This window comes from Streptomyces sp. NPDC085937 (genome assembly GCF_044540535.1).
Classification (GTDB): Bacteria; Actinomycetota; Actinomycetes; order Streptomycetales; family Streptomycetaceae; genus Streptomyces.
Genome location: NZ_JBITSH010000010.1, coordinates 161,048 through 178,478 on the forward strand (window position 1 = coordinate 161,048; position 17,431 = coordinate 178,478).

A 17,431-nucleotide genomic window follows, 5' to 3' on the forward strand; every position below is an offset into this window, starting at 1 on the left:
CACGCATGAGCCCGTACGCCCACCCCGGCATCGCGCCGGCCGAGCTCGACGTCGACGTCACGGCCGACGTCCAAGCTCTCTACGAGGACGGCATCACCGCCCGCAAGGGCGCCTTCAGCCCCGAGTGGGCCGACCGGCTGCGCGAGGACATCGAGACCGCCTTCGAGGAGGCCCGCGGCCGCCCCGGCGGCGCGGTCGGCCGCGGCCCCCACCGCTACTACGTGGAAATCCACCCCGAACAACTGCGCGGCTTCGTCGACCTCGTCGACCACCCCTGGGTGCGCTCCGTATGCACGGCGGTCCTCGGCCCCGACTACCGCATCGTCGAGGTCGGCTTCGACGTGCCGCTGGAAGGCGCCGTCAACCAGCCGTGGCACCGCGACTTCCCCATGCCCGAGGAGACCCGCGCCGAGCGTCGGCTGACCTCCCTCGCCTTCAACGTGACCGCGGTCGACACCGAGGAGGACATGGGCCCCTTCGAGATCGCCCCCGGCACCCAGTGGGACGACAGCCCGGAGTTCGGCCACGGGATGTTCCCGCCCCGCACGCACTACCCGCGCTACGAGGAGCGGGCGGTGCGCAAGTACCCCCGGCGCGGCGACATCTCCGCGCGCAGCGCGCTGACCATCCACCGCGGCACCAGGAACCACTCCGCCAAGGCGCGCCCCGTCCTCGTCCTGGGCGTCGACGGCCCCGACGCGACCAACGGCGAACGGCACGACACCGCCGTCACCCGCGCCTACTGGGAGACGCTGCCCGAACGGGTGCGGCGCCACCTGGACTGCCCGGTCGTCGACGTCCTGGTGCCGGTGACGCAGAAGCACACCATCGAGGGCCTGGTGATGGGCGACGCCTGACCGGGCGGTCCGCCGGGGAGAGGCGGACAATCACCACCATGGGCATGTGGGGCAAGCGGGACGACATGGTGGTCCACGGACGGGAGCCGTTCAACGCGGAACCGCCCGGCGCCGCCCTGGCCGGCGCGCGCGTCACCCCCGTCGACACCTTCTACAGCCGCAGCCACGGACCCGTGCCCCGGCTCGACCCGGCGGACTGGCGGCTCACCGTCGACGGACTGGTGGCGCGCCCGCTGCGGCTGTCCCTGGACGAACTGCGGGACCGCTTCGAGGAGACCGGGGCGACGGTCACCCTGCAGTGCGCGGGCAACCGGCGCGCCGGCCTGATGGCCGTCCGCGACATCCCCGGCGAGACACCCTGGGGACCGGGCGCCGCGTCGACCGCCCGGTTCCACGGCGTCCGCCTCGCCGACGTCCTCGCCCACGCCGGTGTCGCCCCGGAGGCGGCCCACATCGCCTTCCACGCCCCCGACGTCTCCCCGTCCGCCGACCCGCCCCAGCCCTACGACGTGTCCGTCCCGCGCGAGAGGGCGACGGAGCCGGACGTCCTGCTGGCCTGGGCGATGAACGGCACCCCGCTGCCCGACGTGCACGGCGCGCCCCTGCGCGTGGTCGTGCCGGGCTGGATCGGCGCGCGCAGCGTCAAATGGCTGACCCGCGTCACGGCGCGCACCACCCCCTCCGACGGCTGGTTCCAGACCACCGCCTACCGCCTCCCCCCGGCCGAGGCCGGCGCCGAGGGAGTCACCCTCGGGCCGTTCCCACTCAACTGCGCCGTTCTGACCCCCCAGGACGGCGCCCTCGTGCCGCGCGGCCCGGTGGAGGTCACCGGCTACGCGCTCGCCGGCCCGGGGCGCGCCGTCGCCCGGGTCGAGGTTTCCACGGACGGCGGCCGCGCCTGGTACCGGGCGGCACTCGACGAGCCCGCGGGGCCGGGGGCCTGGCAGCAGTGGCACCTCACCCTCGACCTGCCGTCCGGTGACGCGGACGTCCTGGCCCGGGCGTGGGACACCACCGGCGCGGGCATGCCCGCGTCACCGTCCGCCCTGTGGAACCCCAAGGGCTACGTCAACACCTCCTGGCCCCGGGTGCGCCTGCGGGTCAGCTGACCGGGCCCGCGACCGCCCGCATTCATCCCGCTGTTTGCGCGCCGCGCGTGGGGAAACTCAGCGCCCATGAGCAAGAAGCCTGGGCGCCCCCTCATGGGTCAGAACCGGATGCTGTGGCTGTTGGACGCGCTGGAGCGCGATCCCGGCCGTGACAAGCTGATCGACGCGCTCGGCGCACGCGTCCGCGCGCTGCCGCTCGGACGCGTCCGGGACGTACTCCACGGCACGTGGCTCGGCCACCCCGTGCACCCGATGTCGATCCACCTGCCCCTCGGCAGCTGGATGTCGGCCGCCGTTCTCGACCTCACACCCGGCCGGTCCCGGAAGGCGGACCTCCTGGTGGCCGTCGGCCTGGCAGGTGCCGCCCCCGCCGCGGTGACGGGCCTCGTCGACTGGGCGGAACTCCGCCGCGAGCAGCAGCGGGTGGGCCTGGTGCACGCCGTGGCCAACACGACGGCCGTGGGCCTCTACGGCGCCTCCCTCGCCCTGCGCCTGACCGGCCGGGGCACGACGGGACGCGCCCTCGGGTTCCTCGGACTGACCGCGGTCGGCGTCGGCGGCCTCCTCGGCGGCCACATGGCGTACCGGCAGGCGGCGGGCGTCAACCACGCCGAGGAGGTGCCGCACGTCGTCAGCGACGGCTGGCACCGCGTCGGCGGCGTGGACGAGTTCCCGGTGGGCGAGCCCGTACGGCGCGTCGTGGACGACGTGCCGGTCCTGGTGGTGCGGGAGGCCGGCGGGGAGGTGCACGCGCTCGCCGAACGGTGCAGCCACCTGGCCGGACCTCTGTCCGAGGGCACCGTCGCCGACGGCTGCGTCCGCTGCCCCTGGCACGGCAGCACCTTCCGGCTCTCCGACGGCTGGAACGTCGAGGGCCCCGCCACCGCGCCCCAGCCCGCCTTCGACACCCGCGTGACCGACGGGCACGTCGAGATCCGCCTGCCCGGCGACGGCGTACCGGACACCGTGGACGGCACGGCGACGATCGGGGCGACGCCGGGGGCGGACGGAGGACGGACGTCGTGACCAGGACGACCGGGGGCGGTGCCGTGTCCCGGGTGAAGAGGATGCTGCGCCGCGTCGAGCACGGGTACGCGGAGGACGGCGAGCGTCCGATCCGCGGCTACCTCGTCGCCATGTCGGCGTTCGCCGCCTACACCACCGGCTGGGCCCTGATGGTGCGGCGGCGTGGCCGCCCGCTGCCGGACCGGCCGGTGCCGTGGGACGTGGCACTGACCGCCGTCGCCACGTTCCGGCTGAGCCGGCTGCTGAGCAAAGCCTCGGTGACCAGCCCGCTGCGCGCCCCCTTCACCACGTTCGTCGGCCCGCAGGGACCGGCGGAACTGCACGAGGAGGCACGGTCCGACGACCGCAAGGCCACGGTCGGCGAACTGGTGACCTGCCCCTTCTGCGTGAGCGTCTGGGTCGCCTCCAGCCTCACGGCGGGACAGCTCCTGTGGCCGCGCGCCACCCGCACCGCCATGGGTGCCCTGACCGCGCTGGCGGGCGCGGACGCGCTGCAACTGACGTACACGGCGCTGGTGGACAGGACGACCGGTGACTGAGCCCGGCCGTGCGTGCCCGGAGTCTCCGGCCCGCCCCGTGTCCGCCGCCGACGTCGGCCCGGCACCGTTTCGCCTCACCCGCCGCGGAAACCCGGCGCCCACGATGAGGCCTTTCCGAGCAGGAGGCAGTACATGAAGAGGGCGTTGTGGATGGTTCCCGTCGCCGCCGTCGGCGTCGCGGCGGCTCGGAAGGCCGGCGCGGCGGCGCGCGGCGGGGACGACCGGGCGGGCGACCGCTGGCTGTCGGTGACGGTCAACCGTCCGATGGAGGACGTGCGGCAGGACGGAAAGCTGCCGGACGCCCTCGAACGGCTCTCCGACCGCGTCGACGTACGGCTGCGCCCGGCGCCCGGCGACCGCGGCACCGAACTCGCCGCCCGCCTCAAGGAGCCGACGCCTCCCGCGTCGGCCTCCCTGCCCGCCCGCCTCGCCGGGCAGGACCCGCGCCAGGAGGTGCGGCTCGCGCTGCGCGAGGCGAAGGCCGTCCTGGAGACCGGGGAGGTCATGCTCCCCGACACACCGCCGACGACGCGGCCCACCCCGGGCGGCCGGCTCGTCGGACTGTTCAGCCGCCGGTCCGGCGGGGAGGGAGTGCTGTGAAGGCCCTGTGCTGGGAAGGCGTCAACAAGCTGTCCGTCGAGCAGGTCCCCGACCCGGAACTGCGCAACGACCAGGACATCGTCGTACGGCTGATCGCGGGCACCACCTGCGGCTCCGACCTGCACCTCATCGGCGGGTACATCCCGGCGATGAGGGCCGGCGACGTCATCGGCCACGAGTTCGTCGGCGAGGTCGTCGAGACCGGGTCCGCGGTGCGCAGGCACAAGGTGGGCGACCGGGTCGTCGTCTGCTCGTTCATCGGCTGCGGCCGCTGCTGGTACTGCGCCAACGACCTGTGGTCCCTGTGCGACAACAGCAACACCAACCCGGGCATCGGGCAGGCCCTCTTCGGCTACGAGACCGCCGGCATCTTCGGCTACTCGCACGCCATGGGCGGCCTGCGCGGCAGCCACGCCGAGTACGTACGCGTCCCGTTCGCCGACTACGGCGCCTTCACCGTCCCCGAGGGCATCGACGACACCAGTGCCCTGTTCGTGTCGGACTCCGTGCCCACCGGATGGATGGGGGCGGACCTGGCCGGCGTCAAGCCCGGCGACGTGGTGGCCGTCTGGGGCTGCGGCGCCGTGGGACAGATGGCGGCACGGGCGGCGCTCCTGCTCGGCGCCGAACGCGTCATCTCCATCGACCGCATCCCCGAGCGGCTGGAGATGACCGAGCGGTACGTCGGCGCGGAGACCATCGACTACACCACCACCGACGTCGCCGCGGAACTGCGCGAACGCACCGGCGGGCGGGGCCCCGACGTGTGCATCGAGGCGGTCGGCATGGAAGCCCACAGCGACGGCCCCATGCACCTGTACGACCAGGCCAAGCAGCAGCTCCGGCTGCAGACGGACCGCCCCACCGCCGTACGCCAGGCCATTCACGCCTGCCGCAAGGCGGGAACGGTGTTCATCCTGGGCGTCTTCGCGGGCGCCGTCGACAAGTTCCCGCTCGGCGCCGTCATCAACAAGGGGCTCACCGTGCGCGGCGCGCAGATGCACGGGCAGCGCTACATCCCGATGCTGCTCGACCGGCTCGCCGCCGGTGAGATCTCCACCGCCCACCTGGCCACCCACTCGGTGTCCCTCGACGACGCCCCCACGGCGTACGACATGTTCAAGCACAAGACCGACGGCTGTGTCCGCGCGGTCATCCGCCCCGGGGCCTGAACCGCCCGTGGGCACCGTGCACGAAACCGCCCACCGGGCCGCCGAACGGGTGGCCCGGTGGCGGGGCGCGCCCGCCGTGCACTCGACCGGGGTGCTCTGCTCCGGGACCCTGCACGTGTCCGGCCGCGGCGACGCCGTCTGGGGCGTGCCGTGGCTGGACCGGCACGCCTCCTACCCGGCGACCGTGCGCTGGTCCCGCGCCCTGGGCACGCCCCGGCGGCTGCCGGACGCGCTGGGCCTGGCCGTCCGCGTCGAGGACGCCGGCGGACCGGGCCGGCCGCTCGACCTGCTGTTCACGTCCAGCGGCGTCGGCCGGCTCGGCCGGCATCTGCCGCTGCTCCGGCCCGATGCTCTCACCGGGGCGTACTCCACCCTGCTGCCGTACCGGACCGGAGGATGCGAACGCGTCCTCGCCGCCTTCCCGGTGCACGGCCCGCCGCACACCCCGCAGCCGACCCTGTGGCGGGAACTCGCCCGCCGGCCCGTCCGCTTCCGGCTGTGCGCGGCCGCCGCCGGTGAACCCTGGCGGCCGTTCGCCTCGCTCACCCTCGACGCGGTGTACGCCGCCCCCGGGGACACCACGCTGTCCTACGACCCCAACGCCCACAGCTTGCCCGGACTGCACCCGGCGGGACGCCTCAACCGACTGCGCGACGCGGCCTACGCGGGCTCCCGCCAGGGACGCGGCGCCGAACCCCCGGAGTGAGACCGTCTCCCGGCCCGACGTCGGTCAACTCCCGGCCCGGGGGGAATGCGGGCCGGAAGTGAATCACAGTGAACGAAGGGCGGCGCCCGCCGCCTTGTCGCGCGCGGGCGCCGCCGAGGTCCGCTCAGCCGCGCGTACGGCGGGCGAACCGCACCGCCAGGACGACGGCGCCACCCGCCGCCACCACTCCGGCCGCCACGAGGGAGGCGCGCCGGGCGGTCGGGCCGCTGCCCGGCGCCAGGTCGCGCAGCCGGTCGAAGGCGCTGAGCGGCACACCGCGCAGCGCGTTCCCGGGCGGGCGCCGCGGCACACCGGGGTGCGGCCGGGTCGGGGCGGTCGCCCGCACGGCCTCCCACGCGGCGCCGATGCGTCGCAGCTTGCGGTCGTCGAACGCCACGCGCAGGTGCGGCAGCAGCTCGTCCTCCTCGTCGCGGATGTCCTGCCGGATGAGGGCGAACGCCTGCTGGAGCCACTCCGCGCGCCGGGGGTCGTCCGGGGACCTCTCGATCCGCGCGATCAGCTCGTTGATCTCCTGGTGCTCCTCCTCGACCTGACGCGTGAGCGCCTCCCCGTCCGGTGCCACGCGCCGCAGCAACGGCCACAGCACGGTCTCCTCGGCGAAGGCGTGGCTGAACACCAGCTGCACGATGTCGAGCCAGAGCGCGTCCAGTTCGTCGGCCGGGAGGTCCTCGGACTGGCAGCGGCTGATCATCGCGTCGAGCCGTGCGTGGTCCCGGCGCTGACGCATCAGGATGCTGTCGTCACCGCCGAGCGTGTCGGCGTCCTGGAGGGAGATCGAGGCGGCGCTCACGGTCATGGTCACCCTCCGGACGTGTCGTCGCCGGAGCCGTCGGCGTCCTGTGCGTCGTTGTCGCCGGCCGCCTTCCGGTCCTGCCGCTTCTCCTCCTCGGGAGTGACGTCCTTCTCGCCGGTCACCTGCTCCAGCGGATGGGTCAGGTCCTTGTCGTCAGGGGTGCTCATGGGTCGCTCCTCGGGTCGGTTCCGACCGCCGGGTTCCCCGCATGCCCGGAACCGCTCAGCCGATCCCGGGCTTTTTTCCGGGATGTCCGCAACCGCCGGGACGACAGCGGGACGGCGGGCCGCGGGCGGTGGGTCAGCCGACGGGCCAGCCCGCCACCCTGCTCCGCGGCGGCTCCGCCTCCAGAGGCTGCACCTGCCCGTTGCGGATGACCCCGCGCCAGGCGCCGCTCTCCTGCCCCAGCCCTTCGATGAACCACTTGAAGTGGCCCAGCTCGGCCCGCACCACGCGCGCCGTCACCGGGATCCGGTGCAGCAGGTGCCGCTTGGCGGGGTGCGGCAGGGACCCCATGCGCACGACGATCTCGGTGTGTTCCGTCCCCACGGAGCGGAACGTCACCTCGCCCCGGTGCCCGGCCCAGCGGCCGAGCCCCCGCCACGCGATCAGCTCGTCGGGCCGCTGCTCCACGATCTCGGCCGTGTACGTGTAACTCACCCAGCCGACGCCGATCACCCACCGGGTGAGGTTCGGCCGGAGCTGCTCGACGCCCTTCACCCAGCGCATGAAACGGGGAAAGGTCTTGTACTGGGTCCACTGGTTGTACGCGGTGTGCACCGGAACGGCGACCTCGATCGCCTCTTCGACGGACTGCGTGGCTGCTGCGGGCATGGCCCCACCTGTCGCTCGGGGTAGTCCACCTCAGTGTCACGCCCCGCCCGTCACCCCGCCACCACGAGGCTCCGCGCGGGGCGCCCCCGGCGTCCCCCGCCGCCTCCTGCCGTCAGCCGATGCGGGTTCCCGCGCCACTGACCCGCACGCGCGGGTCGCCCGCGCGCAGCGTCACGGTGAGTTCACCGGGACGGCCCAGGTCCTCACCCTGGCGCAGGGTGAGCACGGCGTCCTCGGGGACCAGGCCCAGCTCACGGGCGTACCCGCCGAACGCGGCGGCCGCGGCGCCGGTGGCCGGATCCTCGACCACCCCGCCGACGGGGAAGGGGTCGCGGACGTGGAACAGGCTGGGCGACTCCCGCCACACCAGCTGCACGGTGGTCAGGTCCAGGCGGTGCATCAGGGCTTCGAGGCGCTCGAAGTCGTAGTCCAGGTCGGCCAGACGGGCGCGGGTCGCCGCCGCCAGGACGAGATGGCGGGCGCCGGCGAACGCGATGCGGGGCGGGAGCGCCGGGTCGAGGTCGGTGGCGGGCCAGTCCAGCGCGGCCAGCGCCTCCGCGAGATCGGCGTCGGTGACGTCCTCGAGGTGCGGTTCGACGCTCGTGAGCGTGGCCCGCAGCGTGTCGCCCTCCTCCGTCACGTCCACCGGCACGGTGCCGGCCGGTGTCGCGAAGACCAGCGGCCCCGGCCCCAGCCGCTCGGCGAGCGCGAGGGCCGCCGCGACCGTCGCGTGTCCGCAGAACGGCACCTCGGCCTTCGGGCTGAAGAAGCGGATGGTGTACGCCCGTCCCTCCTCCCCGCCGAGACCCTCCGGGGGCGCGGTGAGGAAGGCGGACTCCGAGTAGCCGAGTTCGGCGGCGACGGCCAGCATGTCCCCGTCGTCCAGGGCACTGGCGTCGAGCACGACACCGGCGGGGTTCCCGCCCGCGGGGTCGCTGGAGAAGGCGGTGTAGCACAGCACTTCGGGCCGTGACGTCGTCGTGGTCATACGCGCGACAACTACCGGACGGACCGGTGTGTTCCCACAGCCGCCCGGCCGGGGCCCGGGAGGCTCCCGGGCCGGTGACAAGTGGCGCAACGCCCCACCCGCGAAGTGGCCCACACGGAGGGATCGGCTGGTGCATACGGTCGAGAGCACGGCACGGCACGTGCCTCGCGGACCCGCGAGGGGATGGTGCTGATGCCCGACCACCCCGCAACCTCCGAGGACTTCCATGCGCGCCATCACCGTCCACGACCCCGACACGGGTGTCCAGGGACTCACACTCACCGAACTGCCCTACCCGCACGCCGCCGAGAACGACGTCGTCGTACGGGTGCACGCCGCCGGCTTCACCCGGGGCGAACTCGACTGGCCGTCGACCTGGGCCGACCGCGCCGGCCGCGCGCGGACCCCCAGCGTGCCCGGACACGAGCTGTCGGGGGTGGTGGAGCAGCTGGGCTACGGCACCACCGGACTGACGGTCGGCCAGCACGTCTTCGGCATGGCCGACTGGGCCCGTGACGGATCCCTGGCCGAGTACACCGCCGTCGAGGCCCGCAACCTGGCCCCGCTGCCCGCCGACGTCGACCACGTCGTCGCCGCCGCGCTGCCCATCTCCGGGCTGACCGCGTGGCAGGGCCTGTTCGACCACGGGCGGCTCACCGCCGGACAGACGGTGGTCATCCACGGCGCCGCCGGAAGCGTGGGGTCGGTCGCTGTGCAGCTGGCCTGTGAGGCCGGCGCACGGGTGATCGCCACCGGACGGGCCGCCGACCGGCACACCGCGCTCGGCCTCGGCGCCCACGTCTTCCTCGACCTGGAGTCGGAGCAGCTGGAGGCCGTCGGAGAGGTCGACCTGGTGCTCGACGTCATCGGCGGGACCGTCCTCGACCGCTCGGCGGCACTCGTGCGCGCCGGGGGCACCCTCGTCACGATCGCCGCGCCGCCCACGGTCCGGCCTGCGGACGGCAGGGCCGTCTTCTTCGTCGTAGAACCCGACCGCGCCCGGCTGGCCGACCTGGTGCAGCGGGTGCGGGAGGGCCGGCTGAAGCCCGCCGTCGGCGAGGTGCGGCCGCTGGAGGACGTTCCGGAGGCGTTCGCGCCCGGCCGCGGCAGGCACGGCAGGACGATCGTCCGCGTGGTGCAGGAAGGCCCGACCGAGGCGGACGCACGGTGACCCGTACGACGCTCGACGCGCTGCCCGTGCCGGACGGCGCGACGGCCGCCGCCGCCCTGGAGGTGGCGGCCGCCCACTACTCACCCGCGATGCTCCACCACGCGCAGCGGTCCTACTTGTGGGCCGCGGCGCGCGGCACGGCGGACGGCATTCCCTTCGACCCGGAACTCCTCTACGTCGCCGCCCTGTTCCACGACATCGCCCTGGTGCCGGTGTTCGACAGCCACACGGTCGCGTTCGAGGAGGCCGGCGGCCAGGTCGCCGCTGTCTTCGCGGCCGGCGCCGGCTGGCCGGCCGCGCGCCGCACCCGTCTGGCGGAAGTGATCGTCCGGCACATGTGGCCGGAGGTGGAGGTGTCGGCGGACCCGGAGGGGCACCTGCTGGCGCGCGCGACGGCGACCGAGATCGTCGGCCGGGAGGCGGACACCTATCCGGCCGCGTTCCGGGCCGAGGTGCTGGAGCGCCATCCGCGACTCGGCCTCGCCGGGGAGTTCCTGCCCTGCTTCGAGGCCCAGGCCGCCCGCAAGCCGGGGAGCAGCGCCGCCGGGGCGGTGCGGTCGGGCCTCGCCGGCCGGGTGGCCGCCAATCCGCTCGACTCCCTCGCCTGACGCCGCCGGACCGGCCCGGGCCCTGCCCCCGACGGCCGGGCGACGGCCACGGAACCCCATCGGCGGAAGATCGTGTGGCCGTCCCCGGCCGGTGACGTGAGACTGAGGACGTCCGCGTGTCCGGTGAAGGAGAGTCCGATGTCCGAGCGGCCCGACGACGGTTCCCAGGATCAGGAACAGGAACAGCTCACCGTGACACCGCCCAAGACGTGGGCGACGGGAGCGCCGGCGGTGATGCACGCGCTGGAGTACTCCCTGGCGCAGACCTCCCCGCTGCGCACGGGGCAGACGCTGCTGACGATGAACCAGGTGGACGGCATCGACTGCCCCGGCTGCGCCTGGGCCGACCCCGCGCCGGGGCACCGGCACCGCAACGAGTACTGCGAGAACGGCGCCAAGCACATCAACGACGAGGCGACCACGCGGCGCATCACCCGCGGCTTCTTCCGCGAGCACTCGGTGTCCGATCTCGCCGGGCGGTCCGACAAGTGGCTCAACGACCAGGGACGGCTCACCGAGCCGATGGTCAAGCGGCCCGGCTCCGACTTCTACGAGCCGATCAGCTGGCACGACGCCTTCGGACTCCTCGCCGGGGAGCTCACCTCCCTCGACTCGCCCGACGAGGCCGTGTTCTACACCTCCGGCCGCGCCAGCAACGAGGCCGCCTTCGTGCTCCAGCTGTTCGCCCGCGCCCTCGGCACCAACAACCTGCCCGACTGCAGCAACCTGTGCCACGAGTCCAGCGGCTACGCCCTGCACGAGACGCTCGGCACCGGCAAGGGCACGGTCAGCCTGGAGGACATGCACCACGCCGACCTGATCTTCGTGGTCGGTCAGAACCCCGGCTCGAACCACCCCCGCCAGCTGTCCGCGCTGGAACAGGCCAAGCGCAACGGCGCCCGCATCGTCGCCGTGAACCCGCTGCCCGAGGCCGGACTGCTGCGCTTCAAGAACCCGCAGACGGCGCGCGGGCTGATCGGCCACGGCACCGCGATCGCCGACCGGTTCCTGCACATCCGCGTCGGCGGTGACCTGGCGCTGTTCCAGGGCCTGAACCGGCTGCTCCTGGAGGCGGAGGACGCCCGCCCCGGCACGGTGCTGGACCACCACTTCATCGACACGAACACCGAAGGCTTCGCCGACTTCGCCCGGCACGTCCGCTCCGTCGACTGGGACGACATTTTCACGGCGACCGGACTGACCCGCGAGGAGATCGAAGAGGTCCGCGACGACGTCCTGCGGTCCGAACGCGTCATCGTCTGCTGGGCGATGGGCATCACCCAGCACAAGCACGCGGTGCCCACCATCCGCGAGTTCGTCAACTTCCTCCTGCTGCGCGGCAACCTGGGCCGGGCGGGTGCGGGGGCGTGCCCGGTGCGCGGCCACAGCAACGTGCAGGGCGACCGGACGATGGGTATCTGGGAGCAGATGCCGGACTCCTTCCTGGACGCCCTGCGGGACGAGTTCGGCTTCGACCCGCCGCGCGCCCACGGCATGGACTCGGTGAAGGCGATCCGCGCGATGCGCGAGGGCCGCGTGAGATTCTTCCTCTCCCTGGCCGGCAACTTCGTGCGCGCCGCGCCCGACAGCACGGTCACCGAGGAGGCCGTGCGCGCCTGCCGGATGACCGCCCACATCTCCACCAAGCTCAACCGCACGCACACCGTCTGCGGCGACACCGCGCTGATCCTGCCCACCCTCGGCCGCACCGAACGGGACGTCCAGTCCGGCGGCGAGCAGTTCGTCACGGTGGAGAACTCGATGAGCGAGGTGCACACCTCGCGCGGACGCCTCCAGCCGGCCTCCCCGCTGCTGCTCAGCGAGGTCGCCATCCTCTGCCGCCTGGCCCGCCGCACCCTCGCGGGCAAGGGCCCCGACATCCCGTGGCCCACGTTCGAGTCGGACTACGGCGAGATCCGGGACCGCATCTCCCGCATCGTGCCGGGACTGCACGACTTCAACCGGCGCGTGGTGCGCCCCGGCGGGATCCGGCTGCCCAACGCGGTGAACGAAGGGGTGTTCCACACCCCGGCCGGCAAGGCCCGGTTCACCAGCAACACCTACGAGATGCCTCACGTCCCCGCGGGGCACCTGCTGCTGCAGACCCTGCGCTCGCACGACCAGTGGAACACCGTGCCGTACACGGACAACGACCGCTACCGGGGCATCCACGGCAGCAGGCGCGTCGTCCTGGTCAGCCCCGCCGACCTCACCGCGCTGGGGCTCGCCGACGGTGACCATGTCGACCTGGTGGGCGTGTGGACGGACGGCACGGAGCGGCGCGCGGACGACTTCACGATCGTCGCGTACCCGACCAAGGCCGGTACGGCGGCGGCCTACTATCCGGAGACCAACGTCCTGGTCCCGCTCGACAGCGTCGCCGACCACAGCAACCAGCCCACGTCCAAGAGCGTCGTCGTCCGCCTGGAGCCCGCCCTCCGCCCGGCGCCGACACCCGTACCCGGGTGACCGGGGCGGCGGCCGGGCGGCGTGGGCCCCGGGCCTGAGGTGCGCGGGCGCCCGCGCGCAGGGGCGCGGCCCCCAGGGACTCCGGACGGGCGGCGGCGGCGCCCGAGCGGGCCAGCCCGCGCACCGCCCCGCCGCCCGCAGCAAGATGGAACCAGGGGGGCCGGCAACCGGGAGGTGCGGTGATGGGCGACAGCGCCGAGAACGAGGCGGCGGCGATCGAGGAGGGCGAGCCGTACGACACGGACGAACCCGACGTGGAGCCGGACGCGTACGACGCGGAGCCGGACGCCTACGACGTCGAGCCCGACGCCGACGACGTGGAGGACGGGCCCGCCGCCCGCGTGCCCGCCGACCGGACGGACACGGACGTCTACCTGGACGTGCCGCTGCTGAAGGTCGACGAGATCGACCTGGACGTCGAGGATCTGCGCGCCCATGTGTCCCTGCAGGCCGAGGTGCTCGACCTGCTGCGGCTGAACGTCGGCGCGGACGTGTCCCTCGGCCGGGTGCATCTGGGGATCTCCGGGGTGGAGGCACAGGCCCAGCTGAAGGTCCGTCTCGACAACGTCGCCCTGATCATCAACCGGGTGCTGACCACGCTGGACCGCAACCCGGAGCTCCTGCGCGACCTGACCCGCGGGGTGGGCTCCGCCGTGCGGGACGTCGGCGGTGGGGCGCGTGAAGCCGTCGGGGCGGTGGGCGCGGGGGCCGGGCAGGCCGTTCAGGACGTCGGCCGTGGTGCCGGCGGCGCGGTGCGGGACGTCGGGCGTGGTGCCGGAGGTGCCGTGGAGGAGGTCGGCCGGGGCGCCGGTGGCGCCGTGCGGGACGTGGGACGTGGCGCGGGAGGCGCAGTCGAGGAGGTCGGCCAGGGTGCCGGCGGTGCCGTACGGGACGTCGGGGAGGGTGCCGGCGGTGCCGTACGGGACGTCGGGGAGGGTGCCGGGGAGGTCGTCGAGGACGTCGGACAGGGGGCCGGGAAGGTCGTCGAGGGCGCCGGAGGTGACGTCGGCGCGGTCGCGCGGGACGCCGGTCGGGGTGCCGGGCAGGTCGTGCGGGAGGCGGGGGGTGAGGTCGGACGCTCGGTCGGGGAGGCCGGCGCCGGAGCGGGGCAGGCCGTCACGGGTGCGGCGGGCCAGGAAGCCGCCGAAGCGCCCCCACGCAGGGCGACCAGGTCGGCCGCGAAGAAGCGGACCGCGGCCGAGAGCGGCACCCGCAAACGCAGGGTGCGCGGCGAGGACGGCAAGCTGCCGCCGAGGCCCGCCCGCCGCCGCGCCGTCGAGGAGTCCGAAGAGCCGCCCTGAACGGCCGACGCGCGGGAGCGGAGGCGGGGGAGTGGGCCTTCGGCGCGCACCGCCCCCGACATCGCCTTCCGGGCCACGGTCCGCTCCGACCGCCTCCGCTTCGAGGACGCCCCCCGCACCGCCGTACGCTTCCCGGGCTCCGGTGCGCGCGCATCGGTCAGCCGCAGCGTGCGTACCCACCTGCCGGAGACGGTCGAACCCGGTGTGGACTACGGTGACGTCACCGTGCACTACCGGCTGGAGACGGGCCTGAAGGAGCCGCCCTCGACCACGTACGGCGACGGACCGCCCGGCGACGGAACCGCACCCGCCCCCGACCACGTCCCCTGAGGCGCAGGAGCGCCGACGCACCACGGGGGACAGCGATATGACGACCAGCACGGCCGCCCGGCACCTCTACCTGGTCCGGCACGGCGAAGCCCTGCCGGACGGCAGCGGGCTGACGGAGCGTGGCCGCCGACAGGCAACGCTGCTCGGCCGGCGCCTCCGTGACGTCCCCCTCGCCGCCGTGCACCACGGCCCGCTCGCTCGCGCGGACCAGACGGCCCAGCTGATCGCCGGCCAGTCGCACGACCTGCCCCCGCAGGTCTCGGAAGCCGCGGGCGACTACGTGCCGTACGTGCCCGGCAGGGAGGAACTGCCCGCCGACGCGGCCGATCACTACCTCCGCTTCCTCGACGGCGCCACCGCCGAGGAACGGGAGCGGGGGCCGCTGCTCGCCCGTGAGGCGGTGGACCGGTTCACCGGGCCGGTGGCCGGTGACGAGGACCGCCACGAACTGGTCGTCACCCACAACTTCCTGGTCGCCTGGCTGGTCCGCGACGCCATGCGGGCGCCGAAGTGGCGCTGGCTCGGCCTCAACCACTGCAACGCCGCGCTGACGGTGATCCGTTACGCACCCGGCCGCGCCCCGTCGGTGCTCGTCGCCAACGACATGAGCCATCTGCCCGCCGAACTGCGCTGGACGGGCTTCCCGCCCGAGTCGCGCGTCTGACCTCGCCCGCATGAGCGGGACGGCCCGGCGTCAGACGGCGTGTCGACACCGTCACACCGGGCCGGGCCGGCACACCGGCGCTGTCCGGGCCGGCCGCCGACGAGGAGCAGGCAGCCCTGTTCCGCCGGAACCTCGCGTGGGGGCGGGCCCGCCGGTCGGTGGACCCGCCCATTCCTGGGGCGCGGATCAGGCGGCGGGGTGGTCCGTCGCGGGCGCGGTGGCGGCGGTGGCGTCCAGGTTGGCCGTCAGCGCCCGCACCTTGGCGGTGGCGTAGGCGTGCGCGTCACTGCCCAGCAGCTGCCGCAGCGGGCCCTCGCCGGTGACGACGCGGTCGATGACGGCGGCGGCGCCCTTCACGGGGTCACCGAGTTGCTTGCCCTGCAACTCCAGGTGCTGGGCGACCATTTCCCGGACGGCGGGGTAGTGGTCGGTGGTGGTCCCGGGCAGGGCCAGGGAATCGCGGGTGAGGAAATCCGTGCGGAAGTAGCCCGGTTCGACGACGGTGACGTCGATGCCGAAGTCGGCGACCTCCGCGGCGAGGGCCTCGCTGAGCCCCTCCAGGGCGAACTTGCCCGCGCAGTACAGGGCCCAGCCGGGCACGGCCGTCAGGCCCAGGACGGACGAGACGTTGACGACGTGGCCCGACCGCTGGGCGCGGAGCACCGGCAGGGCCGCGCGCAGCACGTTCCACACGCCGACGACCTGCACGTCCAGCATGTCGCGCACGTCCTGGTCGCCGGTCTCCTCGACGGCGCCGAGATAGCCGTAGCCCGCGTTGTTGACGACCACGTCCAGGCCGCCGAAGTGTTCCGTGGTCTTCCGTACGGCGGCCGCCACTTGCTCCTCGTCCCGCAGGTCGACGGTGAGGGGCAGCAGCCGGGCGGTGTCCACGTCGTCGCCGAGGGCCGCCAGCAGCCGGCCGGTGGACCGGGTCGTCGCCGTGACCGCGTCACCGCGCTCCAGCAGTTGCCTGACCAGGTCGAGTCCCAGGCCGCGGGAGGTGCCGGTGACGAACCAGACGGCGGGTCGGTCGGTCGGGTAGGTCATGATTCTCATTCCTCGCATCGGTGTGCCGGGTGTACCGGGGGGGATCGCCGTCCCGAGAACCCCTTCGGGACCGGTGCCTCCAGCGTGGTCGGTGAAAGCACGCCGTGGGGGCCCAAGGAGGGCCCCGCGAGACCGCTGACGCGGCAACCTAGGACTCGGAGGGCCAGGTGACGGCGTCCGGGCTGCGCCACACTGGAGGGCGTGGCTGAGACGAACCGTGAACTGGCCGACTTCCTGCGACGGGCGCGCGCGCAGGTCGACCCCTCGCGGGCCGGTCTCCCCCCGGACAACCGGGTCCGCCGTGTGCCCGGCCTGCGCCGTGAGGAGGTCGCGCTGCTCGCCGGGGTGTCCACCGACTACTACACCCGCCTGGAGCAGGGCCGGCGCATCACCCCCTCGCCCGCCGTGGTCGAGGCCCTGGGGCGAGCCCTGGACCTCGACGCGGCCGGCAAGGCCCACCTCCAGGACCTCTTCGGCATCACCTCGGCCGCCACGCGCGGCCCCCGGCGCCCGGCCGCCGTACAGCGCCTGCGCCCGGGCCTGCACCAGCTGATCGACGCACTCGACGGCGAGCCCGCTCTGGTCCTGGGCCGGCGGACGGACATCCTGGCCGCCAACCGCATGGCCCGCGCCCTCTTCGCCGACTTCGACCGCAAGCCCCGGACCGAGCGCAACTACGCGCGCTGGATGTTCCTCGACGAGGCGGCCCGGGAACTGTTCGTCGACTGGGAGGACCAGGCCCGCACGGCCGTGGAGAGCCTGCGCCTCGAAGTGGGCCGCGACCCCCTGGACCGGGCGACCACCGAACTGATCGGGGAACTGCGGGAGCGCAGCGCCGAGTTCGACCGGTGGTGGGAGCAGCACCGGGTGCACCAGCGCACCCACGGCTCCAAGCGGCTGCGTCACCCGCTCGTCGGTGACCTGACCGTCGAGTACGAGACCCTCGCCCTGCCGGGCGACCCCGACACCACCCTGTTCGTCTACACCTGCGAGGAGGGCTCGCCGTCGAAGCGGGCCCTCGACCTGCTCGCGAGCTGGACCCTCACGGGCCCGGCCGCCGACTCGGACATCCGGGGCGAGGGACGTACGGGCCGGCCCTGAACCGGCCTTCGGGGCGCGTCGGCAAGGGTGGCGGCCACGGTCGCCGCGCTGTGGCAGAGCTGACCGACGGCCACCGTGCCGCTGTGGGAGCCTCG

The 17,431-nt window shown here is 74.2% G+C and carries 19 protein-coding genes; 14 read left to right on the forward strand and 5 right to left on the reverse strand.

Features of this window, described 5'->3' with window-relative positions:
• Positions 1–5: 5 nt before the first annotated feature.
• From ACIF8S_RS21845 to ACIF8S_RS21875, 7 genes are all read left to right on the forward strand, one after another.
• A complete protein-coding gene (locus ACIF8S_RS21845) occupies positions 6–857 on the forward strand; it encodes a phytanoyl-CoA dioxygenase family protein (protein WP_400001012.1) in 852 nt (283 codons plus the stop codon).
• A gap of 38 nt (positions 858–895) precedes the next feature.
• The gene (locus ACIF8S_RS21850) at positions 896–1,966 is read left to right on the forward strand and encodes a sulfite oxidase (RefSeq protein WP_400001013.1); all 1,071 of its coding nucleotides are present in this window, start codon (positions 896–898) and stop codon (positions 1,964–1,966) included.
• Between the two features lie 66 nt (positions 1,967–2,032).
• On the forward strand, positions 2,033–2,992 hold the full coding sequence (locus ACIF8S_RS21855) for a Rieske 2Fe-2S domain-containing protein (RefSeq protein ID WP_400001015.1): 960 nt from the start codon (positions 2,033–2,035) through the stop codon (positions 2,990–2,992).
• Positions 2,993–3,033: 41 nt separating this feature from the next.
• The gene (locus ACIF8S_RS21860; RefSeq protein ID WP_400001221.1) at positions 3,034–3,531 is read left to right on the forward strand and encodes a DUF1360 domain-containing protein; all 498 of its coding nucleotides are present in this window, start codon (positions 3,034–3,036) and stop codon (positions 3,529–3,531) included.
• 132 nt (positions 3,532–3,663) lie between these two features.
• Positions 3,664–4,131 (forward strand): hypothetical protein, encoded by a 468-nt coding sequence (locus ACIF8S_RS21865; RefSeq protein WP_400001017.1) that lies wholly within the window; start codon positions 3,664–3,666, stop codon positions 4,129–4,131.
• Complete coding sequence (locus ACIF8S_RS21870; protein WP_400001018.1) at positions 4,128–5,303, forward strand: zinc-dependent alcohol dehydrogenase; 1,176 nt, start codon at positions 4,128–4,130, stop codon at positions 5,301–5,303. The genes ACIF8S_RS21865 and ACIF8S_RS21870 overlap by 4 nt, the downstream gene beginning before the upstream one ends.
• A gap of 16 nt (positions 5,304–5,319) precedes the next feature.
• Positions 5,320–6,009 (forward strand): phosphodiesterase, encoded by a 690-nt coding sequence (locus tag ACIF8S_RS21875; RefSeq protein ID WP_400001020.1) that lies wholly within the window; start codon positions 5,320–5,322, stop codon positions 6,007–6,009.
• Positions 6,010–6,133: 124 nt separating this feature from the next.
• Here ACIF8S_RS21875 and ACIF8S_RS21880 read toward each other — a convergent pair whose 3' ends face one another.
• The 4 genes from ACIF8S_RS21880 to ACIF8S_RS21895 all read right to left on the reverse strand — a co-directional run bounded on the left by ACIF8S_RS21880 (position 6,134) and on the right by ACIF8S_RS21895 (position 8,645).
• Positions 6,134–6,826, reverse strand: a complete 693-nt coding sequence (locus tag ACIF8S_RS21880) for a hemerythrin domain-containing protein (RefSeq protein WP_400001021.1) — start codon at positions 6,824–6,826, stop codon at positions 6,134–6,136.
• Between the two features lie 2 nt (positions 6,827–6,828).
• The gene (locus tag ACIF8S_RS21885; RefSeq protein WP_400001023.1) at positions 6,829–6,990 is read right to left on the reverse strand and encodes a hypothetical protein; all 162 of its coding nucleotides are present in this window, start codon (positions 6,988–6,990) and stop codon (positions 6,829–6,831) included.
• A 133-nt stretch (positions 6,991–7,123) separates the two neighbouring features.
• Complete coding sequence (locus ACIF8S_RS21890; RefSeq protein ID WP_400001025.1) at positions 7,124–7,657, reverse strand: SRPBCC family protein; 534 nt, start codon at positions 7,655–7,657, stop codon at positions 7,124–7,126.
• Between the two features lie 112 nt (positions 7,658–7,769).
• On the reverse strand, positions 7,770–8,645 hold the full coding sequence (locus ACIF8S_RS21895) for a PhzF family phenazine biosynthesis isomerase (RefSeq protein WP_400001026.1): 876 nt from the start codon (positions 8,643–8,645) through the stop codon (positions 7,770–7,772).
• Between the two features lie 226 nt (positions 8,646–8,871).
• On the opposite strand from ACIF8S_RS21895, the gene ACIF8S_RS21900 reads away from it, so the two are divergent.
• From ACIF8S_RS21900 to ACIF8S_RS21925, 6 genes are all read left to right on the forward strand, one after another.
• Complete coding sequence (locus tag ACIF8S_RS21900) at positions 8,872–9,816, forward strand: NADP-dependent oxidoreductase (RefSeq protein ID WP_400001028.1); 945 nt, start codon at positions 8,872–8,874, stop codon at positions 9,814–9,816.
• Positions 9,813–10,424, forward strand: coding sequence for an HD domain-containing protein (locus tag ACIF8S_RS21905; protein WP_400001030.1), 612 nt, complete (start codon positions 9,813–9,815; stop codon positions 10,422–10,424). Before ACIF8S_RS21900 ends, ACIF8S_RS21905 begins: the two co-directional genes overlap by 4 nt.
• Positions 10,425–10,562: 138 nt before the next feature.
• Positions 10,563–12,893 (forward strand): FdhF/YdeP family oxidoreductase, encoded by a 2,331-nt coding sequence (locus ACIF8S_RS21910; RefSeq protein WP_400001032.1) that lies wholly within the window; start codon positions 10,563–10,565, stop codon positions 12,891–12,893.
• Between the two features lie 182 nt (positions 12,894–13,075).
• On the forward strand, positions 13,076–14,194 hold the full coding sequence (locus ACIF8S_RS21915) for a hypothetical protein (RefSeq protein WP_400001034.1): 1,119 nt from the start codon (positions 13,076–13,078) through the stop codon (positions 14,192–14,194).
• A 168-nt stretch (positions 14,195–14,362) separates the two neighbouring features.
• Complete coding sequence (locus tag ACIF8S_RS21920) at positions 14,363–14,524, forward strand: hypothetical protein (RefSeq protein WP_400001035.1); 162 nt, start codon at positions 14,363–14,365, stop codon at positions 14,522–14,524.
• 37 nt (positions 14,525–14,561) lie between these two features.
• Positions 14,562–15,188 carry a histidine phosphatase family protein gene (locus ACIF8S_RS21925; protein ID WP_400001037.1) on the forward strand — a complete coding sequence of 209 codons (627 nt, stop codon included), beginning with the start codon at positions 14,562–14,564 and terminating at the stop codon, positions 15,186–15,188.
• Positions 15,189–15,374: 186 nt separating this feature from the next.
• Here ACIF8S_RS21925 and ACIF8S_RS21930 read toward each other — a convergent pair whose 3' ends face one another.
• Positions 15,375–16,235 carry an SDR family NAD(P)-dependent oxidoreductase gene (locus tag ACIF8S_RS21930; protein ID WP_400001038.1) on the reverse strand — a complete coding sequence of 287 codons (861 nt, stop codon included), beginning with the start codon at positions 16,233–16,235 and terminating at the stop codon, positions 15,375–15,377.
• A gap of 201 nt (positions 16,236–16,436) precedes the next feature.
• Between ACIF8S_RS21930 and ACIF8S_RS21935 the strand changes: the two genes are divergently transcribed.
• On the forward strand, positions 16,437–17,336 hold the full coding sequence (locus ACIF8S_RS21935) for a helix-turn-helix transcriptional regulator (protein ID WP_400001040.1): 900 nt from the start codon (positions 16,437–16,439) through the stop codon (positions 17,334–17,336).
• Positions 17,337–17,431: the final 95 nt, after the last annotated feature.